The following is an 18847-nucleotide window of genomic DNA, read 5'->3' on the forward strand; positions in this document are numbered from 1 at the left end:
AAAAAACAAGAACCCAGGGAGATCCGCCATGTACCAATACTTCATCGAAGGCCTGCAACGCCTCGGTCGCGCGCTGATGCTGCCGATCGCGATCCTGCCGATTGCAGGGTTACTGCTGCGCCTCGGCGACACCGACCTGCTGAACATTGCGATCATCCACGACGCCGGTCAGGTGATCTTCGCCAACCTGGCATTGATCTTCGCCATCGGCATCGCGGTCGGTTTTGCCAAAGACAACAACGGCACGGCTGGCCTGGCCGGGGTCATTGGCTATCTGGTGATGATCTCCACCCTCAAGGTGCTTGATGCGAGCATCAACATGGGCATGCTCGCCGGGATCGTCAGCGGCTTAATGGCGGGAGCACTGTACAACCGCTTCAAAGACATCAAGTTGCCGGAGTACCTGGCATTCTTTGGCGGACGGCGTTTTGTACCGATCGTCACCGGGTTCGCCGCCGTCGGCCTGGGCGTCGTGTTTGGATTCATCTGGCCGCCGATCCAGCACGGCATCAATGGCTTTGGCACGTTAATGATGGAGAGCGGCAGCTTCGGTGCTTTCGTTTTCGGCGTATTCAACCGCCTGCTGATCGTCACTGGCCTGCATCACATCCTCAACAACATGGCGTGGTTCGTGTTCGGCAACTTCACCGACCCGACCACCGGCGCCCTGGTGACAGGCGACTTGTCGCGCTACTTTGCCGGCGACCCGAAAGGTGGCCAGTTCATGACCGGCATGTTCCCGATGATGATCTTCGGCCTGCCCGCCGCCTGCCTGGCGATGTACCGCAACGCCCTGCCGGAACGGCGCAAAGTCATGGGCGGGATCTTCTTGTCCATGGCCCTGACCTCATTTTTGACCGGCGTGACCGAACCGATCGAATTCGCCTTCATGTTCCTCGCGCCGATGCTGTTTTTGCTTCACTCGCTGCTGACGGGGTTGTCAATGGCGGTCACCAATTTACTGAACATTCACCTGGGCTTTACCTTCTCAGGCGGCTTCATCGACATGGTTCTGGGCTGGGGGGAGTCCACCAATGGCTGGCGGGTGGTTCCGGTGGGGCTGGCGTATGCGCTGATCTACTACATTGTGTTTGATTTCTGTATTCGTCGATTCAATTTAAAGACGCCAGGGCGTGAAGATGTGCCGACCGGCGACAAGGTGGTGATCGCCGAGAATGAGCGCGCCGGGGCTTACATCAAGGCACTGGGTGGTGCGGATAATTTGATCACGGTGGGTGCGTGCACGACGCGGTTGCGGCTGGACATGGTTGATCGCAACAAGGCATCCGATGCGGACTTGAAAGCATTGGGGGCGATGGCTGTTGTTCGTCCGGGTAAAGGTGGAAGTTTGCAGGTGGTGGTCGGGCCGATGGCAGACAGCATTGCCGATGAAATCCGGTTGGCGATGCCGGCTTTGGGGCGCGCGGCTATCACCTCCCCCGCTGCCGTTATCGACGTACCTGAACCTGCCACTGTGACGAACACAGAAGCCCCACAATGGCTGAAGGCACTGGGCGGCGGCGACAATGTGCTGCAAATGGATTGCGTGGCCATGACCCGGATTCGGTTGCAACTGGCGGATGGCAAAGCGTTGTCGGAGGGTCAGTTGAAAGCGCTTGGTTGCCTGGGTGTCAGCCAATTGGACGGTGGCGTATGGCACCTGCTGATTGGCGACAAGGCGCCGAGTTTGAAGGGTGCGCTGGAGATGTTGATCAATCGCAGTGAGATGAGTGCCAGGGTTTAGATCATTGGCGGCTGCGATCAAAAGATCGCAGCCTGCGGCAGCACCTACAGGGGGAGTCAGTATCAATCCGCAGAGGTCCAAACTGACAGCGCCGTCAGCTACCAGTCACTCTCCTGACGGGCTAACAGGTTTATAAAGGAAGGTATAAACCTGACAAAACTCCGACCACTCTGCCTGGCGCCCCATTCGCATGCGAATTCAGAAAAAAACCGCCCTGCTCGCCGCCCTTCTGATCGTCCTGGCAGCGCTGGGCGTGTGGTACGCCGCCAAACCCGCCACGACCAAACTGGCCCCTTCCACCGCCATCCCCGTGCGAGTGGTCAGCGTCGCTGAAAAAGATGTGCCCCGCTACATCAGCGGCATCGGTTCGGTGCTGTCGTTGCACAGCGTGGTCGTGCGCCCGCAGATCGACGGCATCCTCACCAAGCTGCTGGTCAAGGAAGGCCAACGGGTGAACAAAGGTGATCTGCTGGCCACCATCGACGATCGCTCGATCCGCGCCAGCCTCGACCAGGCCCGGGCGCAACTGGGCGAAAGTCAGGCGCAACTGCAAGTGGCGCAGGTCAACCTCAAACGCTACAAACTGCTGAGCGTCGACGACGGCGTGTCCAAGCAGACCTACGACCAGCAACAAGCCTTGGTCAACCAACTCAAAGCCACCGCCCAAGGCAATCAGGCATCGATCGACGCCGCTCTGGTGCAGCTTTCTTACACACAAATTCGCTCCCCGGTCACCGGTCGCGTCGGTATTCGCACAGTGGATGAAGGCAACTTCCTGCGCATGACCGACACCCAGGGCTTGTTCACAGTGACCCAGATCGACCCGATCGCCGTGGAGTTTTCCCTGCCGCAACAAATGCTGCCAACCCTGCAGGGCCTGATCGACGATCCACAGCACACGCCAGTCAAGGCTTACATCGGCGCCGACACCGACGGCGAAACCGGCAACCTGCTAGGCGAAGGTCACCTGACCCTGATCGACAACCAGATCAACGCCAACACCGGGACCATCCGCGCCAAGGCCGAGTTCGCCAACCCCGCACAGAAACTCTGGCCGGGCCTGCTGGTAACGGTAAAGATTCAGACAGCGCTGGATAAAAATGCGCTGGTGGTGCCGCCCACCGTCGTACAACGTGGCCTCGATCAACATTTCGTCTACCGGGTCAACGGCGACAAGGTCGAAGCCGTTCAGGTGCAGGTGGTTTATCAAAGCAGCGGGCAGGACATCATCAAAGGCGTGAAACCGGGCGATGTGCTGGTCAGCGACGGCCAGTCGCGGCTCAAACCTGGCTCGACCGTGCAGGTAGTGGCCGACCCACCGCAAATGGTGCAATCGGAGCCAAAACCATGAAGGGCCACGGTTCGATTTCCGCGTGGTGCATCGATCATCCGGTGGCGACGATCCTGCTGACCTTTGCCCTGGTGCTGCTGGGGGTGATCGCCTTTCCGCGGCTGCCGATTGCACCACTGCCGGAAGCGGAATTCCCGACCATCCAGGTGGCCGCGCAACTGCCCGGCGCCAACCCCGAAACCATGGCCTCGTCGGTGGCCACGCCGCTTGAAGTGCAATTCAGCGCCATCCCCGGCGTGACCCAGATGACCTCGAGCAGCGCCCTGGGCTCGACCATTCTGACCCTGCAATTCACCCTCGACAAAAGCATCGACACCGCCGCGCAGGAAGTCCAGGCCGCGATCAACACCGCAGCCGGCAAGCTGCCCAAAGACATGCCGAACCTGCCGAACTGGAGGAAGGTCAACCCGGCCGACAGCCCGGTGCTGATCCTCAGCATCAACTCACCGCAAATGCCCGGCACCGAAGTCAGCGACTTGGTGGAAACCCTGCTCGCCCGTCAGATCAGCCAGATCGATGGCGTAGGCAATATCAACATCACCGGTCAGCAACGTCCGGCGATCCGCGTGCAGGCCTCGGCGGACAAACTCGCCGCCATTGGCCTGACCCTGGCGGACATTCGTCTCGCGATCCAGCAGACCAGCCTCAACCTGGCCAAGGGTGCGTTGTACGGCGAGTCGAGCATTTCGACCTTGTCCACCAACGACCAATTGTTCCACCCCGAGGAATACGGTCAGCTGATTGTTTCCTACAAGGACGGTGCACCGGTTCATCTCAAGGATGTAGCCAAAGTCGTCAACGGTTCGGAAGATGCCTACATCCAGGCTTGGGCTGACGGTCAGCCGGGGGTGAACCTGGTGATTTTCCGGCAACCGGGAGCCAACATCGTCGCGACCGTCGACCGTATTCAAGCGGCCCTGCCGACGCTGGAGGCCATGCTGCCTGCCACGGTACAGGTCAAAGTGTTGGTTGATCGCACCCAGACCATCCGCGCTTCGTTGCGTGAAGTGGAAGTCACCCTGCTGATCGCGATCCTGCTGGTGGTGGCGGTGATGGCGCTGTTCCTGCGGCAGTTGTCGGCGACCCTGATCGTGGCATCGGTGCTCGGTGTGTCGCTGATCGCCAGTTTTGCCCTGATGTACATCATGGGCTTCAGCCTGAATAACCTGACACTGGTGGCGATCGTGGTGTCCGTCGGGTTTGTGGTGGACGATGCGGTTGTGGTGGTGGAAAACATTCACCGCCATCTGGAGGCCGGCGACGGCATGCGTGAGGCGGCGATCAAGGGCGCCGGCGAGATCGGCTTTACCGTGGTTTCCATCAGTTTCTCGCTGGTGGCGGCGTTCATTCCGCTGCTGTTCATGGGCGGTGTGGTCGGGCGGCTATTCAAGGAATTCGCCCTGACCGCCACCTCGACCATCATGATTTCCGTGGTGGTGTCCCTGACGCTGGCGCCTACTTTGGCCGCGCTATTCATGCGCGCGCCGGTGCATCACGCCCACGACAAACCGGGTTTCGGCGAACGCTTGCTGGCGCTGTATGAGAAAGGCCTGCGCCGCGCCCTCGCTCATCAGAAATTGATGATCGGTGTGTTCGGCCTGTCCCTCGGCCTGGCGGTCGCCGGGTACATTTTCATTCCGAAGGGTTTTTTCCCGGTGCAGGACACCGGTTTCGTCCTCGGCACGACCGAAGCAGCGGCGGACATTTCCTACGGCGACATGGTGAAAAAACACCTGGCGATGGCCGAGATTGTCGCCGCCGATCCCGCCGTCGAGACGTTCTCCCATTCGGTTGGCGTTGCGGGCAGCAACCAGACCATCGCCAACGGACGGTTCTGGATTTCGCTGAAAAAACGCGGCGACCGCGATGTGTCCGCCAGCCAATTCATCGACCGTATTCGCCCACAGCTGATGAAAGTCCCGGGCATTGTGCTGTACCTGCGCGCCGGGCAAGACATCAACCTCAGCTCCGGCCCGAGCCGCGCGCAGTACCAATACGTACTCAAGAGCAACGACGGTGCCCTCCTGAGCACCTGGACCCAGCGCCTGACGGAAAAACTGCGCAGCAACCCGGCGTTCCGCGACATTTCCAACGACCTGCAACTGGGCGGCAGCATCACCCACATCAGCATCGACCGCAGCGCGGCGGCGCGTTTCGGCCTGACCGCCAGTGATGTCGACGAAGCGCTGTACGACGCCTTCGGCCAGCGGCAGATCAACGAATTCCAGACCCAGACCAACCAGTACAACGTGATTCTGGAGCTGGACACCAAACAGCGCGGCAAGGCCGAAAGCCTCAACTATTTTTACCTGCGCTCGCCGCTGAGCGGGGAAATGGTGCCGCTGTCGGCCCTGGCAAAATTCGATGCGCCAACCATCGGCCCGCTGTCCATCGCTCACGACGGGATGTTCCCGGCGGCCAACCTGTCGTTCAACCTGGCGCCCGGCGTCGCGTTGGGCGACGCAGTCATCATGCTCGATCAGGCCAAGACCGACATTGGCATGCCGGCGGCCATCAGCGGTAATTTCCAGGGCGCGGCCCAGGCGTTCCAGAGTTCGCTGGCCAGCCAGCCGTGGCTGATTCTGGGGGCGCTGGTGGCGGTGTACATCATTCTTGGCGTTCTGTACGAAAGCTTCGTGCACCCGCTGACGATCATCTCGACCCTGCCCTCGGCAGGGCTCGGGGCGGTGATCATGCTGTGGATCTGCGGCCAGGACTTTTCGATCATGGCGCTGATCGGGCTGGTGCTGCTGATCGGCATCGTCAAGAAGAACGGCATCCTGATGATCGACTTTGCGCTGGACGCCCAACGTAACCGTGGCTTGCCTCCCGAAGAGGCGATCTATGAAGCGTGTATGACGCGGTTCCGGCCGATCATCATGACTACCCTCGCCGCCCTGCTCGGCGCCCTGCCGCTGATGCTCGGCTACGGGACCGGTGCCGAATTGCGCCAGCCGCTGGGGATTGCGGTGGTCGGCGGCTTGCTGGTGAGCCAGGCGCTGACGCTCTTCACTACGCCGGTCATATACTTGTGGCTTGAGCGGCTATTCCATAGACCCACACCAGCCCAGCAGCCGGTGCTGGCGACCACAGACTGAGGCGGGTCATGCGCGTTCTGATTATCGAAGACGAAGAAAAAACCGCGGACTATCTGCACCGCGGTCTGACAGAACAGGGCTACACCGTGGACGTGGCCCGCGATGGCGTCGAAGGCCTGCACCTGGCGCTGACGATTACCTCGGCAAACCGTTTTCCTTCCTCGAACGGGTGGCGCGTTTACAAGCGCTGACCCGGCGCAGCGGCGGCCAAGAACCCGGTGCAGGTGAGCATTGCCGAGCTGTGGATAGATTTGATCAGCCGCAAGGCCACCCGTACCAGCACACGCCTGAACCTGACCGCCAAAGAGATCTCGCTGCTCGGCGTACTGGCTCGGCGGATGAACACCTTCGGAATTCATTTACCGATCTTTACCTTTCCCGGGTAATTGTCGACTACCCTCTGAATGTCTTCTAAGCTTCAATTAGCAAAAGGCCAGCATGTTTTGCTGGCGTTTTTTTTATCCGCCATTTATATAGGCGCTCTGGACGCGACCGGTTTCTGGGACTCTGCCCGACTCTTGTAAAAGAACTTTCATAACGCCTTATTTGCAGAAGTCAGAACCATGAGTGTGAGCAGTGCGAAATCCCGTGATCCGATCCGTTCGACACGGTCGGAGCGGCTTCTGGTTCTCAGTAGTGTGTTGTTGGTTATTGCGATACTGAGCATCGTCGCATTCCTGCTGATCCGTGAACGCGCCAATGCCGAATTGTCCGCCGCTCGTGCCGCCAACAATATCGTGCAATTGATCGACGCCGACGTGCTGCGCAATGTCGAACTTTATGATGTGTCCCTGCTGGGTTTGATCGCTGCCTCCCAGCGAGAAGACCTCAAGAGCGTTTCTCCAGCCATTCGCCATCTGGCCTATTTCGACCGCGCTACTGCCGCGCCGTACAAGGGCAACATTTTGTTGCTCGACAACAAGGGCGACGTGATTGCAGACTCGGCCTCGGTGGAGCCCAGGCAGGGCAACTTCGCCGATCGCGAATACTTCCAGTCCCACGTGAACAACCCGGACCCGGGCATGTTCATCAGTCCCCCCTTCAGAGCCAGGTCGCCCGAACAGGATTGGCGTATCAGTTTCAGCCGCCGGGTGAACGGCCCCCAGGGCGAGTTCCTCGGTGTTGCCGAAGCCGCCATGCGTTTGAGTTACTTCGATCAGTTGTTCAACAGTTTGAGCATCGGTCGCGACAGTACGGTCAATCTGATCAGCAAAGACGGGATTCTGCTAGCCCAGCAACCCCGCTTGGCCGAAGAGCTGATCGGCAAGGATTTCAGTAGCCGCCCCAATTTCCAACGCATCGTCAAGGAAGGCAACGGCAGCTTCACCGGCCTGTCCAGCCGCCACAAGGATAAGCGCCTGTACACGTTCTCCAAGGTCGGGAACTTGCCGTTGATCGTCATCGTTGCGCTGTCCAGTGATGAAGTCTTTGCGGCCTGGAAGCGCACCGCAGTGGTGGTCAGCTTTGCGACCATTGCCCTGTGCGTGAGCCTGCTGTGGCTGACCTGGTTGCTCTGCCGGGAATTGCGTCGGCGCCACGGTGCCGAGCAGGAATTGGCCCAACTGGCCGCTACCGACTCCTTGACCGGACTGGCCAACCGCCGAACCCTGGATCAGGCCCTGCGCCATGAATGGTTTCGTGCCCAACGTTCCGGCCTGCCATTGTCGGTACTGATGATCGATGTCGATCACTTCAAGGCGTTCAACGATCGCCATGGCCATCAGGGCGGCGACGATGCCTTGCGCTTGGTGGCTAAAGTGATCAGCAACCATGTTCGACGACCGGCGGATCTGGTCGCCCGTTATGGTGGCGAGGAGTTTTCGGTGATCCTGGCTGAAACCGACAGCGCCGGCGCGCAACAGATTGCCGACAACGTCCGCGCAGCGGTGGAACAGTTGCCGTTGGTGGGAGGTGATGATTCGCCGATTACTGTCAGTATTGGTATCAGCACCTGGACGACCGCAACCGACATCAGCCTGGAACAGTTGCTGTTTTTGGCGGACAAGGCGCTGTATCAGGCCAAGGAAAGTGGGCGGAATCGGGTGGTTGCTGCGTAGTTGATCGTTCCCACGCTCCGCGTGGGAACGATCAAAAAACACCGGGTACTTTCCCGCAGGAATAAAAAAAGGCCACCCGAAGGCAGCCTTTAAAAACTAGAGAGGTTTTTTGCTTACACGGCCGCAACAGGACGCATGTAAGAGATCGGTGCAGTGCTGGCGTCTTCGAAAGTCACGACTTCCCAAGCATCTGTCTGCTCAATCAACTTGCGCAGCAGCTGGTTGTTCAATGCATGTCCGGACTTGAAGCCCTTGAACTCACCAATCAGGCTATTGCCCAGCAGGTAGAGGTCACCAATTGCATCGAGGATCTTGTGCTTCACGAATTCGTCTTCATAGCGAAGGCCGTCTTCGTTCAGTACACCATCCGCGTCGACCACAATAGCGTTTTCAACGCTGCCGCCGAGTGCGAGGTTGTGCTTGCGCAGGTACTCGATATCACTCATGAAACCAAAGGTACGGGCGCGGCTGACTTCTTTTACGAACGAAGTGCTGGAAAAATCCACGCTTGCACTTTGTGTGCGGTCACGGAAAACCGGGTGATCGAAATCGATCTCGAAGCTCACTTTGAAACCTTCGAAAGGGACGAAAGTGGCGCGCTTGTCGCCGTCTTCCACTGTCACTTCCCGCAGGATCCGGATGAACTTCTTGGCGGCGTCCTGCTCTTCCAGGCCGGCCGATTGAATCAGGAATACGAAGGGTCCAGCGCTACCATCCATGATCGGGACTTCGGACGCGGAGAGCTCGACGTAGGCGTTATCGATGCCCAGGCCAGCCATGGCCGAGAGCAGGTGCTCCACCGTGTCCACTTTGACGTCACCGTTAACAAGCGTGGTCGACATAGTGGTTTCGCCAACGTTTTCCGCGCGGGCAGGAATCTGCACGACAGGGTCGAGGTCAGCACGACAAAACACAATGCCGGTGTCGACGGGCGCTGGCTTGAGGGTCAGATAGACCTTCTCCCCGGAGTGCAGGCCGACACCTGTGGCACGGATAATATTCTTCAGGGTGCGTTGTTTTATCATGGCATGGGCCGCTTCAGCGCAAATTGCGAACTGGTATCAACAAAGGCTGGCGATGATAGCAGACCAGACCTTTGCTGAACACCAATCACCCTAATACCCCTGATACATTTCATCAATCGGCCTGACGACGCAGGAAAGCCGGGATGTCCAGGTAGTCCAGGTCATCTTGCGGGTTCATCTTCGCGGCAGTCGCAGCACCGGCCTGAGCCTGGTTGCGCATGACAGTCGGACGGTCCAGGTCACGGTAGTTCACCGCAGGCTGTTCTTGACGAACAGGGGCTTGTTGTTGTGGCTGGGAAGCCATCGAGGTGTGGACGGTATTGTCGATGACCTTCACAGGCTTCTCGATTTTAGCGCCTAAACCAGTGGCAACAACAGTCACGTGCAGCTCGTCGCGCATGTCCGGATCGATAACGGTACCGACCTTGACCATCGCGTGCTCGGAAGCGAAGGCTTCGATGATGCTACCCACGTCGGAGTACTCACCCAGGGACAGGTCAGGACCGGCGGTGATGTTCACCAGGATGCCGCGTGCGCCTTGCAGGTTCACGTCTTCGAGCAACGGGTTGCGAATGGCCGCTTCGGTGGCCTCACGTGCACGGTTCGGACCGCTGGCGCAGCCAGTGCCCATCATCGCCATGCCCATTTCGCTCATCACAGTACGCACGTCGGCAAAGTCGACGTTGATCATGCCCGGACGCTTGATGATGTCGGAAATACCGCGAACGGCACCGGCCAGTACATCGTCGGCCTTGGCGAAAGCCGACAGCAGGCTTGCGTCTTTACCGAGGATGGTCAGCAGCTTCTCGTTGGGAATGGTGATCAACGAGTCGACGCTTTCAGACAGCAGACGAATACCTTCGTCGGCGATCTGCATACGCTTGCGACCTTCGAACGGGAACGGACGGGTCACCACCGCAACGGTGAGGATCCCCATTTCCTTGGCCACTTCAGCAATGATTGGCGCAGCACCGGTACCGGTACCACCGCCCATGCCGGTGGTGATGAACACCATATTGGTGCCCTGCAGGACTTCGGCAATGCGCTCACGGTCTTCGAGAGCGGCCTGACGACCTACTTCAGGGTTGGCACCAGCGCCCAGACCTTTGGTCACGCCGGTACCCAGTTGCAGGATGGTCCGCGCGCCGATGCTTTTCAGCGCTTGGGCATCAGTGTTGGCGCAGATGAATTCAACGCCTTCAATGTTGCTCTTGACCATGTGATTGACAGCGTTGCCGCCGCCACCGCCAACACCGATAACTTTAATTACCGGGCTTGCGGGGATGTTGTCTACGAGTTCGAACATTTTCCCTCTCCTTACATTCTCTAGTTTTTTCGCCTACTGCTGTTTGAAGCGGTGTTGCGGTAAAGCTTTAGAAATTGCCTTGTACCCAGCTCTTGAAGCGATCGAGCAGGGCGACTTTCGGTTCGTCATTGCTGTAGCTGTCGCGGCTGCCGATGCCCGAGAACGAAATTCCGTCGGACTGCTTCTGCAGGCCGTACATCAACAGGCCAACGCCGGTGGAATAAATCGGGTTGCGGACCACGTCGTCCAGGCCCTTGACGCCATGCGGCACGCCCAGGCGAACCGGCATGTGGAAGATCTCTTCGGCCAGTTCCACCGCGCCTTCCATCTTCGACGTACCGCCGGTCAGCACGATGCCGGCCGGAATCAGGTCTTCGTAGCCACTGCGACGCAGTTCGGCCTGGATCAGGGTGAACAGCTCGTCGTAACGCGGCTCGACCACTTCGGCCAGGGCCTGACGGGACAGCTCGCGCGGTGGACGATCGCCGACGCTCGGCACCTTGATGGTTTCACCGGCACCAGCCAGTTTGGCCAGGGCGCAGGCGTAGCGAATCTTGATTTCTTCGGCGTACTGGGTCGGGGTGCGTAGCGCCATGGCGATGTCGTTGGTCACCTGATCGCCCGCAATCGGGATCACCGCGGTGTGACGGATCGCGCCTTCGGTGAAGATCGCGATGTCGGTGGTGCCGCCGCCGATGTCCACCAGGCACACGCCCAGCTCTTTCTCGTCGTCGGTCAGGACCGAATACGCGGAAGCCAGTTGCTCGAGAATGATGTCGTCGATTTCCAGGCCGCAGCGGCGCACGCATTTTTCAATGTTCTGTGCGGCGTTGACGGCGCAGGTGACCACGTGAACCTTGGCTTCCAGACGCACGCCCGACATGCCCAAAGGCTCGCGAACGCCTTCCTGGTTATCGATCACGTAATCCTGCGGCAGGGTGTGCAGCACGCGCTGGTCAGCCGGGATCGCCACGGCCTGGGCTGCGTCGAGGACGCGCTCAAGGTCGGCGGAGCTGACTTCGCGATCACGAATCGCCACGATGCCGTGGGAGTTCAGGCTGCGGATGTGATTGCCGGCCACGCCGACAAACGCCGAGTGGATCCGGCAACCGGCCATCAGCTGCGCTTCTTCGATAGCGCGCTGGATCGACTGGACGGTGGACTCGATGTTCACCACTACGCCTTTTTTCAGGCCGCGGGACGGATGAGTACCGATCCCGACGATTTCGAGCGTGCCGTCGTCCGAGACCTCGCCGACCAGCGCCACCACCTTGGAGGTGCCGATATCGAGACCGACGATCATTTTGCCGCTTTGCACGTTTGCCATGGGTCCTGCCTCTTCTTAATTCTTCGCGACAGCGGGTTGGGCTGTCGTGGGCGCTACAGGTTCCCGCCAGCCAACAGCGAGGCCGTTGGCATAGCGCAGATCGATGCGCGCAATGTTCGTAATCTGCTCTTTGAGCGTCTTGTCATAGATGGCAATGAAGCGGCGCATCCTTTCCAACAGCTTGCCGCGTCCCAGCAGCAGTTCGATTCCCGGGCCCGCGCTGCCGGCGCCGGTGGTCAGGAACCAACTGCCTCGTTCACGCAACTCCAGGCGTGCAATCGAGAAACCCAATGGCCTGAGCATCTGGCTCAGCACCTGGTATTGCTGCATCACTTGCTGCTGGGCCCGCTGCGGGCCGAACAGCTGTGGCAAATGTTCGTAGTTCGCCAGCTCACGCGGGGTGAACGCCTGCCCCTGATTGTTCAACAGCGACTCATCGCCCCAACGGGCCACCGGCAGTTGTTCTTCCAGGCGAATCACTACTTGATCCGGCCATACCCTGCGCACTTCGGCGTGGGCAATCCATGGCATCTGTTCAAGCTCGGTGCGCATGCCCGCCAGGTCGATGGTGAAGAAGCTCGACGCCACGTAGGGGGCGATCCGCTGCTGCACCGCTTGCTGGCTGATGTAACTCAAGTCGCCCTGCACCGCGACCTTGGTGATCGGCCGGTCGGCGTACGGCAGCAAACGCTGTGCGCCTTCATAAGTGCCGAACCCCAGTGCAACCAACAGCACAGGCCAGAACAGGCTTTTCAGAAAACCAAAGTTGGCTTTCGGCTGGCGCGCGGACATCGGCTCTTTGGCCACCATTCGGCTGGCACCCCGCGGCACCGGCTTGCGGCCGGGTGCGGAGGGCTGATGTCTCAGCTGTGCGCCTTGCATGGTCTTAACCTCGCGGCTCTTTGTTGCTGGCAGCATTACCGGCAACGCTTGCGGCCAGAATCGCCAGAACCAGTTGCTGGAAATCCAGGCCAGCGGCACGGGCCGCCATCGGAACCAGACTGTGATCGGTCATGCCCGGTGCGGTGTTGACTTCCAGGAACCAGAACTGCCCGTCGGCGTCCTGCATCACGTCTGCCCTGCCCCAACCGGCGATACCCAGCGCCTCACAGGCTTTGGCCGTGAGGTCCATGAGTTCTTTTTCTTTGTTGCTGTCCAGGCCACACGGGATCCGGTACTGGGTATCGGAAGCCACGTACTTGGCGTCGTAGTCGTAGAAACTGTGGGTTGTGCCCAAGGCGATTGGAGGCAACACCTGGTCACGCAGGGTGGCGATGGTGAACTCCGGACCTTGAATCCATTGCTCGACCAACACTTGCGAATCGTAGGTACTGGCCGCTTTCCACGCGTCGATCAATTCAGACGCGCAAGTCACTTTGGCCATCCCGATACTGGAGCCTTCATGGGCCGGTTTGACGATCAAAGGGAAGCCCAGTTCCGTGGCCGCCGAAATACAATCGGCCTCAGAGCTCAGTACCGCATGGCGTGGCGTCGGAATACCGAGGCTATGCCAGACCTGCTTGGTACGCAGTTTGTCCATGGCCAGTGCCGAGGCCAGAATGCCGCTGCCGGTATACGGAATGCCCAGGCATTCGAGCAAGCCCTGCATGCTGCCGTCTTCACCGCCACGACCGTGGAGGATGATGAAGGCGCGATCGATTTTTTCGTTCAGCAGACGCTGCAGCAGGTCATCGCCCACATCAAGACCGAAAGCGTCCACACCGGCGCTTTGCAGTGCGTCGAGCACCGCGTTACCCGACTTCAGGGAGACCTCACGCTCAGCACTCTTGCCACCGAACAGCACGGCGACACGGCCGAAATCCTTCGGCGCGATAGTGGAGACGAGGTTGGCGTAAGCAGCAGTCATTTCAACTTCCCCACGCTTGGCGCGGCAACCGCGCCAGCGAACAACGGACTATTCAACAGTTTCGGTGCGAGACCGCCGATATCACCGGCGCCCTGGCACAGCAGAATGTCGCCGGCACGCAGCAGCGGCTTGACGATTGGCGCGAGGTCGATGCCGCGCTCGATGTAGATCGGGTCGAGCTGACCGCGCTGGCGAATGCTGTTGCACAGTTTGCGGCTATCAGCACCCGGAATCGGCTCTTCACCGGCCGGATAAACTTCCATCAACAGCAAGACGTTGGCGTCGGCCAGCACATTGACGAAATCGTCGTACAGGTCGCGGGTGCGGCTGTAACGGTGCGGTTGGTAAACCATCACCAGACGGCGCTCCGGCCAGCCACCGCGCACGGCTTTGATCACGGCTGCGACTTCGGTCGGGTGGTGACCGTAGTCGTCCACCAGCATCACGTTGCCGCCTTCAACCGGCAGTTCGCCGTACACCTGGAAGCGACGACCGACACCCTGGAACCCGGACAGGCCCTGGACGATGGCTTCATCGCTGACGCCTTCGTCGGTGGCGATGCAGATGGTCGCCAGCGCGTTCAGGACGTTATGGTTGCCCGGCATGTTCACCGACACATCCAGCGGCTCGCGATCAGGGCGCAGCACGGTAAAGAAAGTCTGCATGCCTTGTTGGCGCACATTGATCGCGCGCACGTCGGCATCGTCGCCAAAGCCATAAGTGACCGTCGGACGTTTCACCTGCGGGAGGATTTCACGCACCACCGGATCGTCCAGGCACACCACCGCCAGACCGTAGAACGGCAGGTTGTGCAGGAACTCGACGAAGGTTTTCTTCAGTTTGTTGAAGTCGCCGTCGTAGGTCGCCATGTGGTCGGCGTCGATGTTGGTGACCACGGCCACCAGCGGCTGCAAGTGCAGGAAGCTGGCATCGCTTTCGTCGGCTTCGGCGATCAGGTAACGGCTGGTACCGAGCTGGGCATTGGTGCCCGCAGCATTCAGACGACCACCGATAACGAATGTCGGGTCCAGGCCACCAGCGGCGAACACCGAAGCGATCAGGCTGGTGGTCGTAGTTTTGCCGTGGGTACCGGCGACGGCGATGCCGTGGCGGTAGCGCATCAGTTCGGCCAGCATCTCGGCACGCGGCACCACCGGAATCCGGCGTTCCAGAGCAGTGGCGACTTCCGGGTTGGAAGTGTTCACAGCGCTGGAGGTGACCAGCACATCGGCGTTCGCAGCGTTCTCGGCACGGTGGCCGATATAGATGTGGGCACCGAAGGATTCCAGGCGCTCGGTCACCGGCGAAGCTTTCAGGTCGGAACCGGACACTTCATAGCCCAGGTTCAGCAACACTTCGGCGATGCCGCACATGCCCACGCCGCCGATACCGACGAAGTGGATGCGACGGATGCGGCGCATTTCCGGGTGCGGCATGGCTTTCTTGTTCTCAACCATGGGCCACCTCCAGGCAGGTATCGACCACGTTACGAGTGGCATCGGGTTTGGCCAGGCGGCGTGCCGCGGTGGCCATGTCGTTGAGTCGTTGCGGTTGCATCAAGACCTCTGTCAGGCGAGCGGCAAGATCCGCTGCGCCAGTCGTTCTTTGCGGCATCAGGAAGGCAGCGCCTTCACGGGCCAAATAATCGGCGTTACGGGTCTGGTGATCGTCGATCGCGTGGGGCAAAGGCACCAGCATCGAGGGCAGACCGGCAGCCGCCAGTTCACTGATGGTCAACGCGCCTGCGCGGCACACCACCAGGTCGGCCCAGCCATAGGCTTGGGCCATGTCTTTGATGAAAGGCTGCACTTGCGCCTCGACGCCAGCCGCGCGATAGCGCTCTGCAGTCACTTCATCGTGGTTTTTGCCGGCCTGATGAAACACGTCCGGGCGCAGATCGGGGGCGACTTGCGACAGGGCTTCAGGCAGCAACTTGTTCAACGGCTCTGCGCCCAGGCTTCCGCCCAGGATCAGCAAACGCGCCTTGCGACCGGCCAGGGCAGGTCGTGGTGTTTCGAGGAACAGCTCAGTGCGCACCGGGTTACCGGTGGTACGACGGCTGTTCGACAGGGTAAAGGTGTCGGGGAACGCTTCACAGACTCGGGCGGCCAACGGCACCAGCAACCGATTGGCGGTACCGGCTACGGCGTTCTGCTCATGAACGATGACCGGTACTCCGGCCAGTCTGGCTGCAACGCCGCCGGGACCGGTCACAAAACCACCGAAGCCGACCACACACACCGGCCGCAGTTGACGAATGATCGCCCGCGCCTGCCAGATCGACTTGAGCAACATGAACGGCGCCTTGAGCAGGGACAATTTGCCCTTGCCGCGCAAACCGCTGACGTGGATCCGATGCAATTGAAGGCCGGCCGCTGGCACCAGATCGTTTTCGATCCCGCGCGGCGTGCCGAGCCAGTGCACGGTGTAACCGCGGGCCTGGAACTCGCGAGCGCAGGCCAATGCCGGGAACACGTGGCCCCCGGTGCCGCCAGCCATGATCAATACGTTAGCGCCCATGGGTCGGCTCCTCGGCGAAGTCGCTCTCATGGAACTCCATCTCTTCACTGCCCAAATGGGTTCGACTCTCCCACTCGATGCGCAACAACAAGCCAAGACAGGCACAGCAGATCACCAACGAACTGCCGCCATAACTGAGGAATGGCAGGGTCAGACCTTTGGTTGGCAGCAGGCCGACGTTCACCCCGATGTTGATCAGGAACTGACCAATCCACAGGAACGACAAGCCATACGCGATATAGGCAGCGAAGAATTGCTTGGCCTTCTCGGCCCAATAACCGATGTACATGCCACGAATACAGACAAAGACGAACAGCGCTACCGTGCACAAGGAACCCACGGCACCCAGTTCTTCGGCCAGGACCGAGAACACGAAGTCGGTGTGGGCTTCCGGCAGGTAGAACTGTTTTTGCACGCTGTTGCCCAGGCCAACGCCCAGCCATTCGCCGCGACCGAAAGCGATCAAGGCTTGAGACAACTGATAACCAGCACCGAACTGGTCAGCCCATGGGTCCGCGAAGTTGGTCAGGCGAGCCATTCGATACGGCTGCATTTGAATCAACAACACCACCGCACCGACAGCCAGGACAACCATCAAGGAAAAACGGAACAGCCCGACCCCGCCGAGGAACAGCATCGCCGCAGCAGCCCCCATCATCACGACGGTGGCACCGAAGTCCGGTTCCATCAGCAACAGACCCGCCATCGGCAGCAGAACGATGAACGGCTTGAAGAAGCCCATCCAGCTTTCACGCACTTCTTTCTGGCGACGCACCAGATAACCGGCGAGGTAGATCACCACGAATACCTTGGCGATCTCGGAAGGCTGGACGTTGAAGAAACTGAAGCCGATCCAGCGCATCGAACCGTTCACTTCACGGCCGATCCCGGGAATGATCACCATCACCAGCAAACCGAACGCACCAATCAGCATCAGCCAGCCCAGGCGTTGCCAGGTAGCGATCGGAATCATCATGGTGACGATACAGGCACCAAGGCCCAGCACCACGTAGATCAGGTGGCGAATCATGTAATACAGGGCACTGCCCGACTGCACCGCCGCCACTTCGGTCGATGCCGATGCAATCATGACCAGCCCCAGGCCCAGCAGCGCCAGGCAGCCGGCGAGCATCGGGAAATCGAGGTCGATGCCGCGCCCGGTGATGATCGGCGACGGGTACGGCTTGATGATATTCAGGAGGCTCATGCCAAGCCCTCCACGGCGCGGACAAACTGGTGACCGCGATCTTCGTAGTTCTTGAACATGTCGAAACTGGCGCAGGCCGGCGACAGCAGCACCGCGTCGCCCGGTTCGGCGATGGCGCGGCATTGCGCTACAGCTTCGTCCAGCGAATTGACGCGAATCAGCGGTACGCCATCGCCGATGGCCTGGGCGATCAGCTCGGAGTCCCGGCCCATCAGCACCACGGCACGGCAGTTGGCCGCGACCGGATCACGCAGATCCTTGAACTCGGCACCCTTGCCATCGCCACCGGCGATCAGCACGAGCTTGCCATCGATGTCCCCACCCAGGCCTTCGATGGCGGCCAGTGCGGCGCCGACGTTGGTGGCTTTGGAATCGTTGTAGTAGCTCACGCCATTGAGGTCGCGAACCCATTGGCAGCGATGCTCGAGACCGGCGAAGGTGCGCAGGCTCGAAAGCATGGCATCGAACGGCAGCCCCACGGCGTGGCCCAGCGCCAAGGCCGCCAGGGCGTTGGACTGGTTATGCGCGCCACGAATCTTCAGCTCGCGCACCGGCATCAGGTTCTGGAATTCGAAGGCCAGGTATTTCTCGCCATCCTCTTCCCGGATACCAAAGGACTTGAAATCGGGTTTGCTCAAACCGAAGGTCCAGCACGGCTGACCTTCCCCCATCAGCGGACGACTCAAGGCGTCCTGACGGTTGACCACAAACTGCCTGGCGCCACGGAAGATCCGGTGCTTGGCCAAGTGATAAGCCGGCAGACCGCTGTAGCGGTCCATGTGGTCTTCGCTGATGTTGAGCACAGTCGCCACTTCGGCGCCGAGGTGATCGGTGGTTTCGAGCTGGAAGCTCGACAGCTCCATCACGTACAACTCGATGTCGTCGCTGAGCAAATCCAGTGCTGGCGTGCCGAGGTTGCCGCCGACGGCAACACGCTTGCCGGCCGCAGCCGCCATCTCGCCGACCAGGGTAGTGACGGTGCTTTTTGCGTTGGAACCGCTGATGGCGACAATCGGCGCCTTCGCGTTACGCGCGAACAGCTCGATGTCGCCGGACAACTTCACGCCACGGGCGGCGGCAGCCTGCAGGGCCGGGGTCGCCAGCGCCAGGCCGGGGCTCACGTAGAGCTCGTCGGCACGGCACAGGAATTCGACGTCCAGCTCGCCACAACGCACTTCCACGTGCGGATAGTCACGCTTGAGCGTGGCCAGTTCCGGTGGATTTTCCCGCGTATCGGCGACAGCAAACGACACGCCCCGGTTCGCCAGGAAGCGAACCAGGGACATGCCGCTCTTGCCGAGGCCGACAACGATGCGGAAGTGGTCAGAAGCGATCAGAGACACTC

The 18847-nt window shown here is 60.2% G+C and carries 13 protein-coding genes and 1 pseudogene; 5 read left to right on the plus strand and 9 right to left on the minus strand.

The features are described 5' to 3' along the window. The first annotated feature begins 28 nt into the window (after nt 1-28). The 5 genes and pseudogenes from nagE (at nt 29) to MMG91_RS17045 (ending at nt 8250) form a co-directional block, all read left to right on the plus strand. A complete protein-coding gene (gene nagE, locus MMG91_RS17025; protein WP_310660215.1) occupies nt 29-1744 on the plus strand; it encodes an N-acetylglucosamine-specific PTS transporter subunit IIBC in 1716 nt (571 codons plus the stop codon). Nucleotides 1745-1934: 190 nt separating this feature from the next. Next, nucleotides 1935-3095 (plus strand): efflux RND transporter periplasmic adaptor subunit, encoded by a 1161-nt coding sequence (locus tag MMG91_RS17030; RefSeq protein WP_310660216.1) that lies wholly within the window; start codon nt 1935-1937, stop codon nt 3093-3095. Continuing rightward, the gene (locus tag MMG91_RS17035; RefSeq protein WP_310660217.1) at nt 3092-6193 is read left to right on the plus strand and encodes a multidrug efflux RND transporter permease subunit; all 3102 of its coding nucleotides are present in this window, start codon (nt 3092-3094) and stop codon (nt 6191-6193) included. The genes MMG91_RS17030 and MMG91_RS17035 overlap by 4 nt, the downstream gene beginning before the upstream one ends. Before the next feature lie 8 nt (nt 6194-6201). After that, nucleotides 6202-6531: pseudogene (locus MMG91_RS17040) on the plus strand (DNA-binding response regulator); the annotation flags it as partial. Nucleotides 6532-6756: 225 nt separating this feature from the next. Beyond that, nucleotides 6757-8250, plus strand: a complete 1494-nt coding sequence (locus MMG91_RS17045) for a sensor domain-containing diguanylate cyclase (protein ID WP_310660218.1) — start codon at nt 6757-6759, stop codon at nt 8248-8250. A 113-nt stretch (nt 8251-8363) separates the two neighbouring features. Here MMG91_RS17045 and lpxC read toward each other — a convergent pair whose 3' ends face one another. From lpxC to murD, 9 genes are all read right to left on the minus strand, one after another. Continuing rightward, entirely contained in the window at nt 8364-9275 is a 912-nt protein-coding gene (lpxC, locus tag MMG91_RS17050; protein WP_007939852.1) for a UDP-3-O-acyl-N-acetylglucosamine deacetylase, read from the minus strand. A gap of 112 nt (nt 9276-9387) precedes the next feature. Then, a complete protein-coding gene (ftsZ, locus tag MMG91_RS17055) occupies nt 9388-10581 on the minus strand; it encodes a cell division protein FtsZ (RefSeq protein WP_007904318.1) in 1194 nt (397 codons plus the stop codon). A gap of 67 nt (nt 10582-10648) precedes the next feature. Then, nucleotides 10649-11908 (minus strand): cell division protein FtsA, encoded by a 1260-nt coding sequence (ftsA, locus tag MMG91_RS17060; protein ID WP_007904319.1) that lies wholly within the window; start codon nt 11906-11908, stop codon nt 10649-10651. Nucleotides 11909-11923: 15 nt separating this feature from the next. Beyond that, the gene (locus tag MMG91_RS17065; protein ID WP_310660219.1) at nt 11924-12790 is read right to left on the minus strand and encodes a cell division protein FtsQ/DivIB; all 867 of its coding nucleotides are present in this window, start codon (nt 12788-12790) and stop codon (nt 11924-11926) included. Nucleotides 12791-12794: 4 nt separating this feature from the next. Then, nucleotides 12795-13775, minus strand: a complete 981-nt coding sequence (locus MMG91_RS17070; RefSeq protein WP_305503179.1) for a D-alanine--D-alanine ligase — start codon at nt 13773-13775, stop codon at nt 12795-12797. Further along, nucleotides 13772-15232: a UDP-N-acetylmuramate--L-alanine ligase gene (gene murC, locus MMG91_RS17075; protein WP_008005018.1), complete on the minus strand. Its 1461-nt coding sequence runs from the start codon at nt 15230-15232 to the stop codon at nt 13772-13774. Before murC ends, MMG91_RS17070 begins: the two co-directional genes overlap by 4 nt. Further along, entirely contained in the window at nt 15225-16295 is a 1071-nt protein-coding gene (murG, locus tag MMG91_RS17080; protein ID WP_305446800.1) for an undecaprenyldiphospho-muramoylpentapeptide beta-N-acetylglucosaminyltransferase, read from the minus strand. The genes murC and murG overlap by 8 nt, the downstream gene beginning before the upstream one ends. Next, nucleotides 16285-17502 (minus strand): putative lipid II flippase FtsW, encoded by a 1218-nt coding sequence (gene ftsW / locus MMG91_RS17085; RefSeq protein ID WP_305425273.1) that lies wholly within the window; start codon nt 17500-17502, stop codon nt 16285-16287. Before ftsW ends, murG begins: the two co-directional genes overlap by 11 nt. After that, nucleotides 17499-18845 (minus strand): UDP-N-acetylmuramoyl-L-alanine--D-glutamate ligase, encoded by a 1347-nt coding sequence (gene murD, locus MMG91_RS17090; protein WP_310660220.1) that lies wholly within the window; start codon nt 18843-18845, stop codon nt 17499-17501. The genes ftsW and murD overlap by 4 nt, the downstream gene beginning before the upstream one ends. Between the last annotated feature and the right edge of the window lie 2 nt (nt 18846-18847).

The organism is Pseudomonas sp. JL3 (assembly GCF_031570575.1).
GTDB lineage: Bacteria > Pseudomonadota > Gammaproteobacteria > Pseudomonadales > Pseudomonadaceae > Aquipseudomonas > Aquipseudomonas cucumis.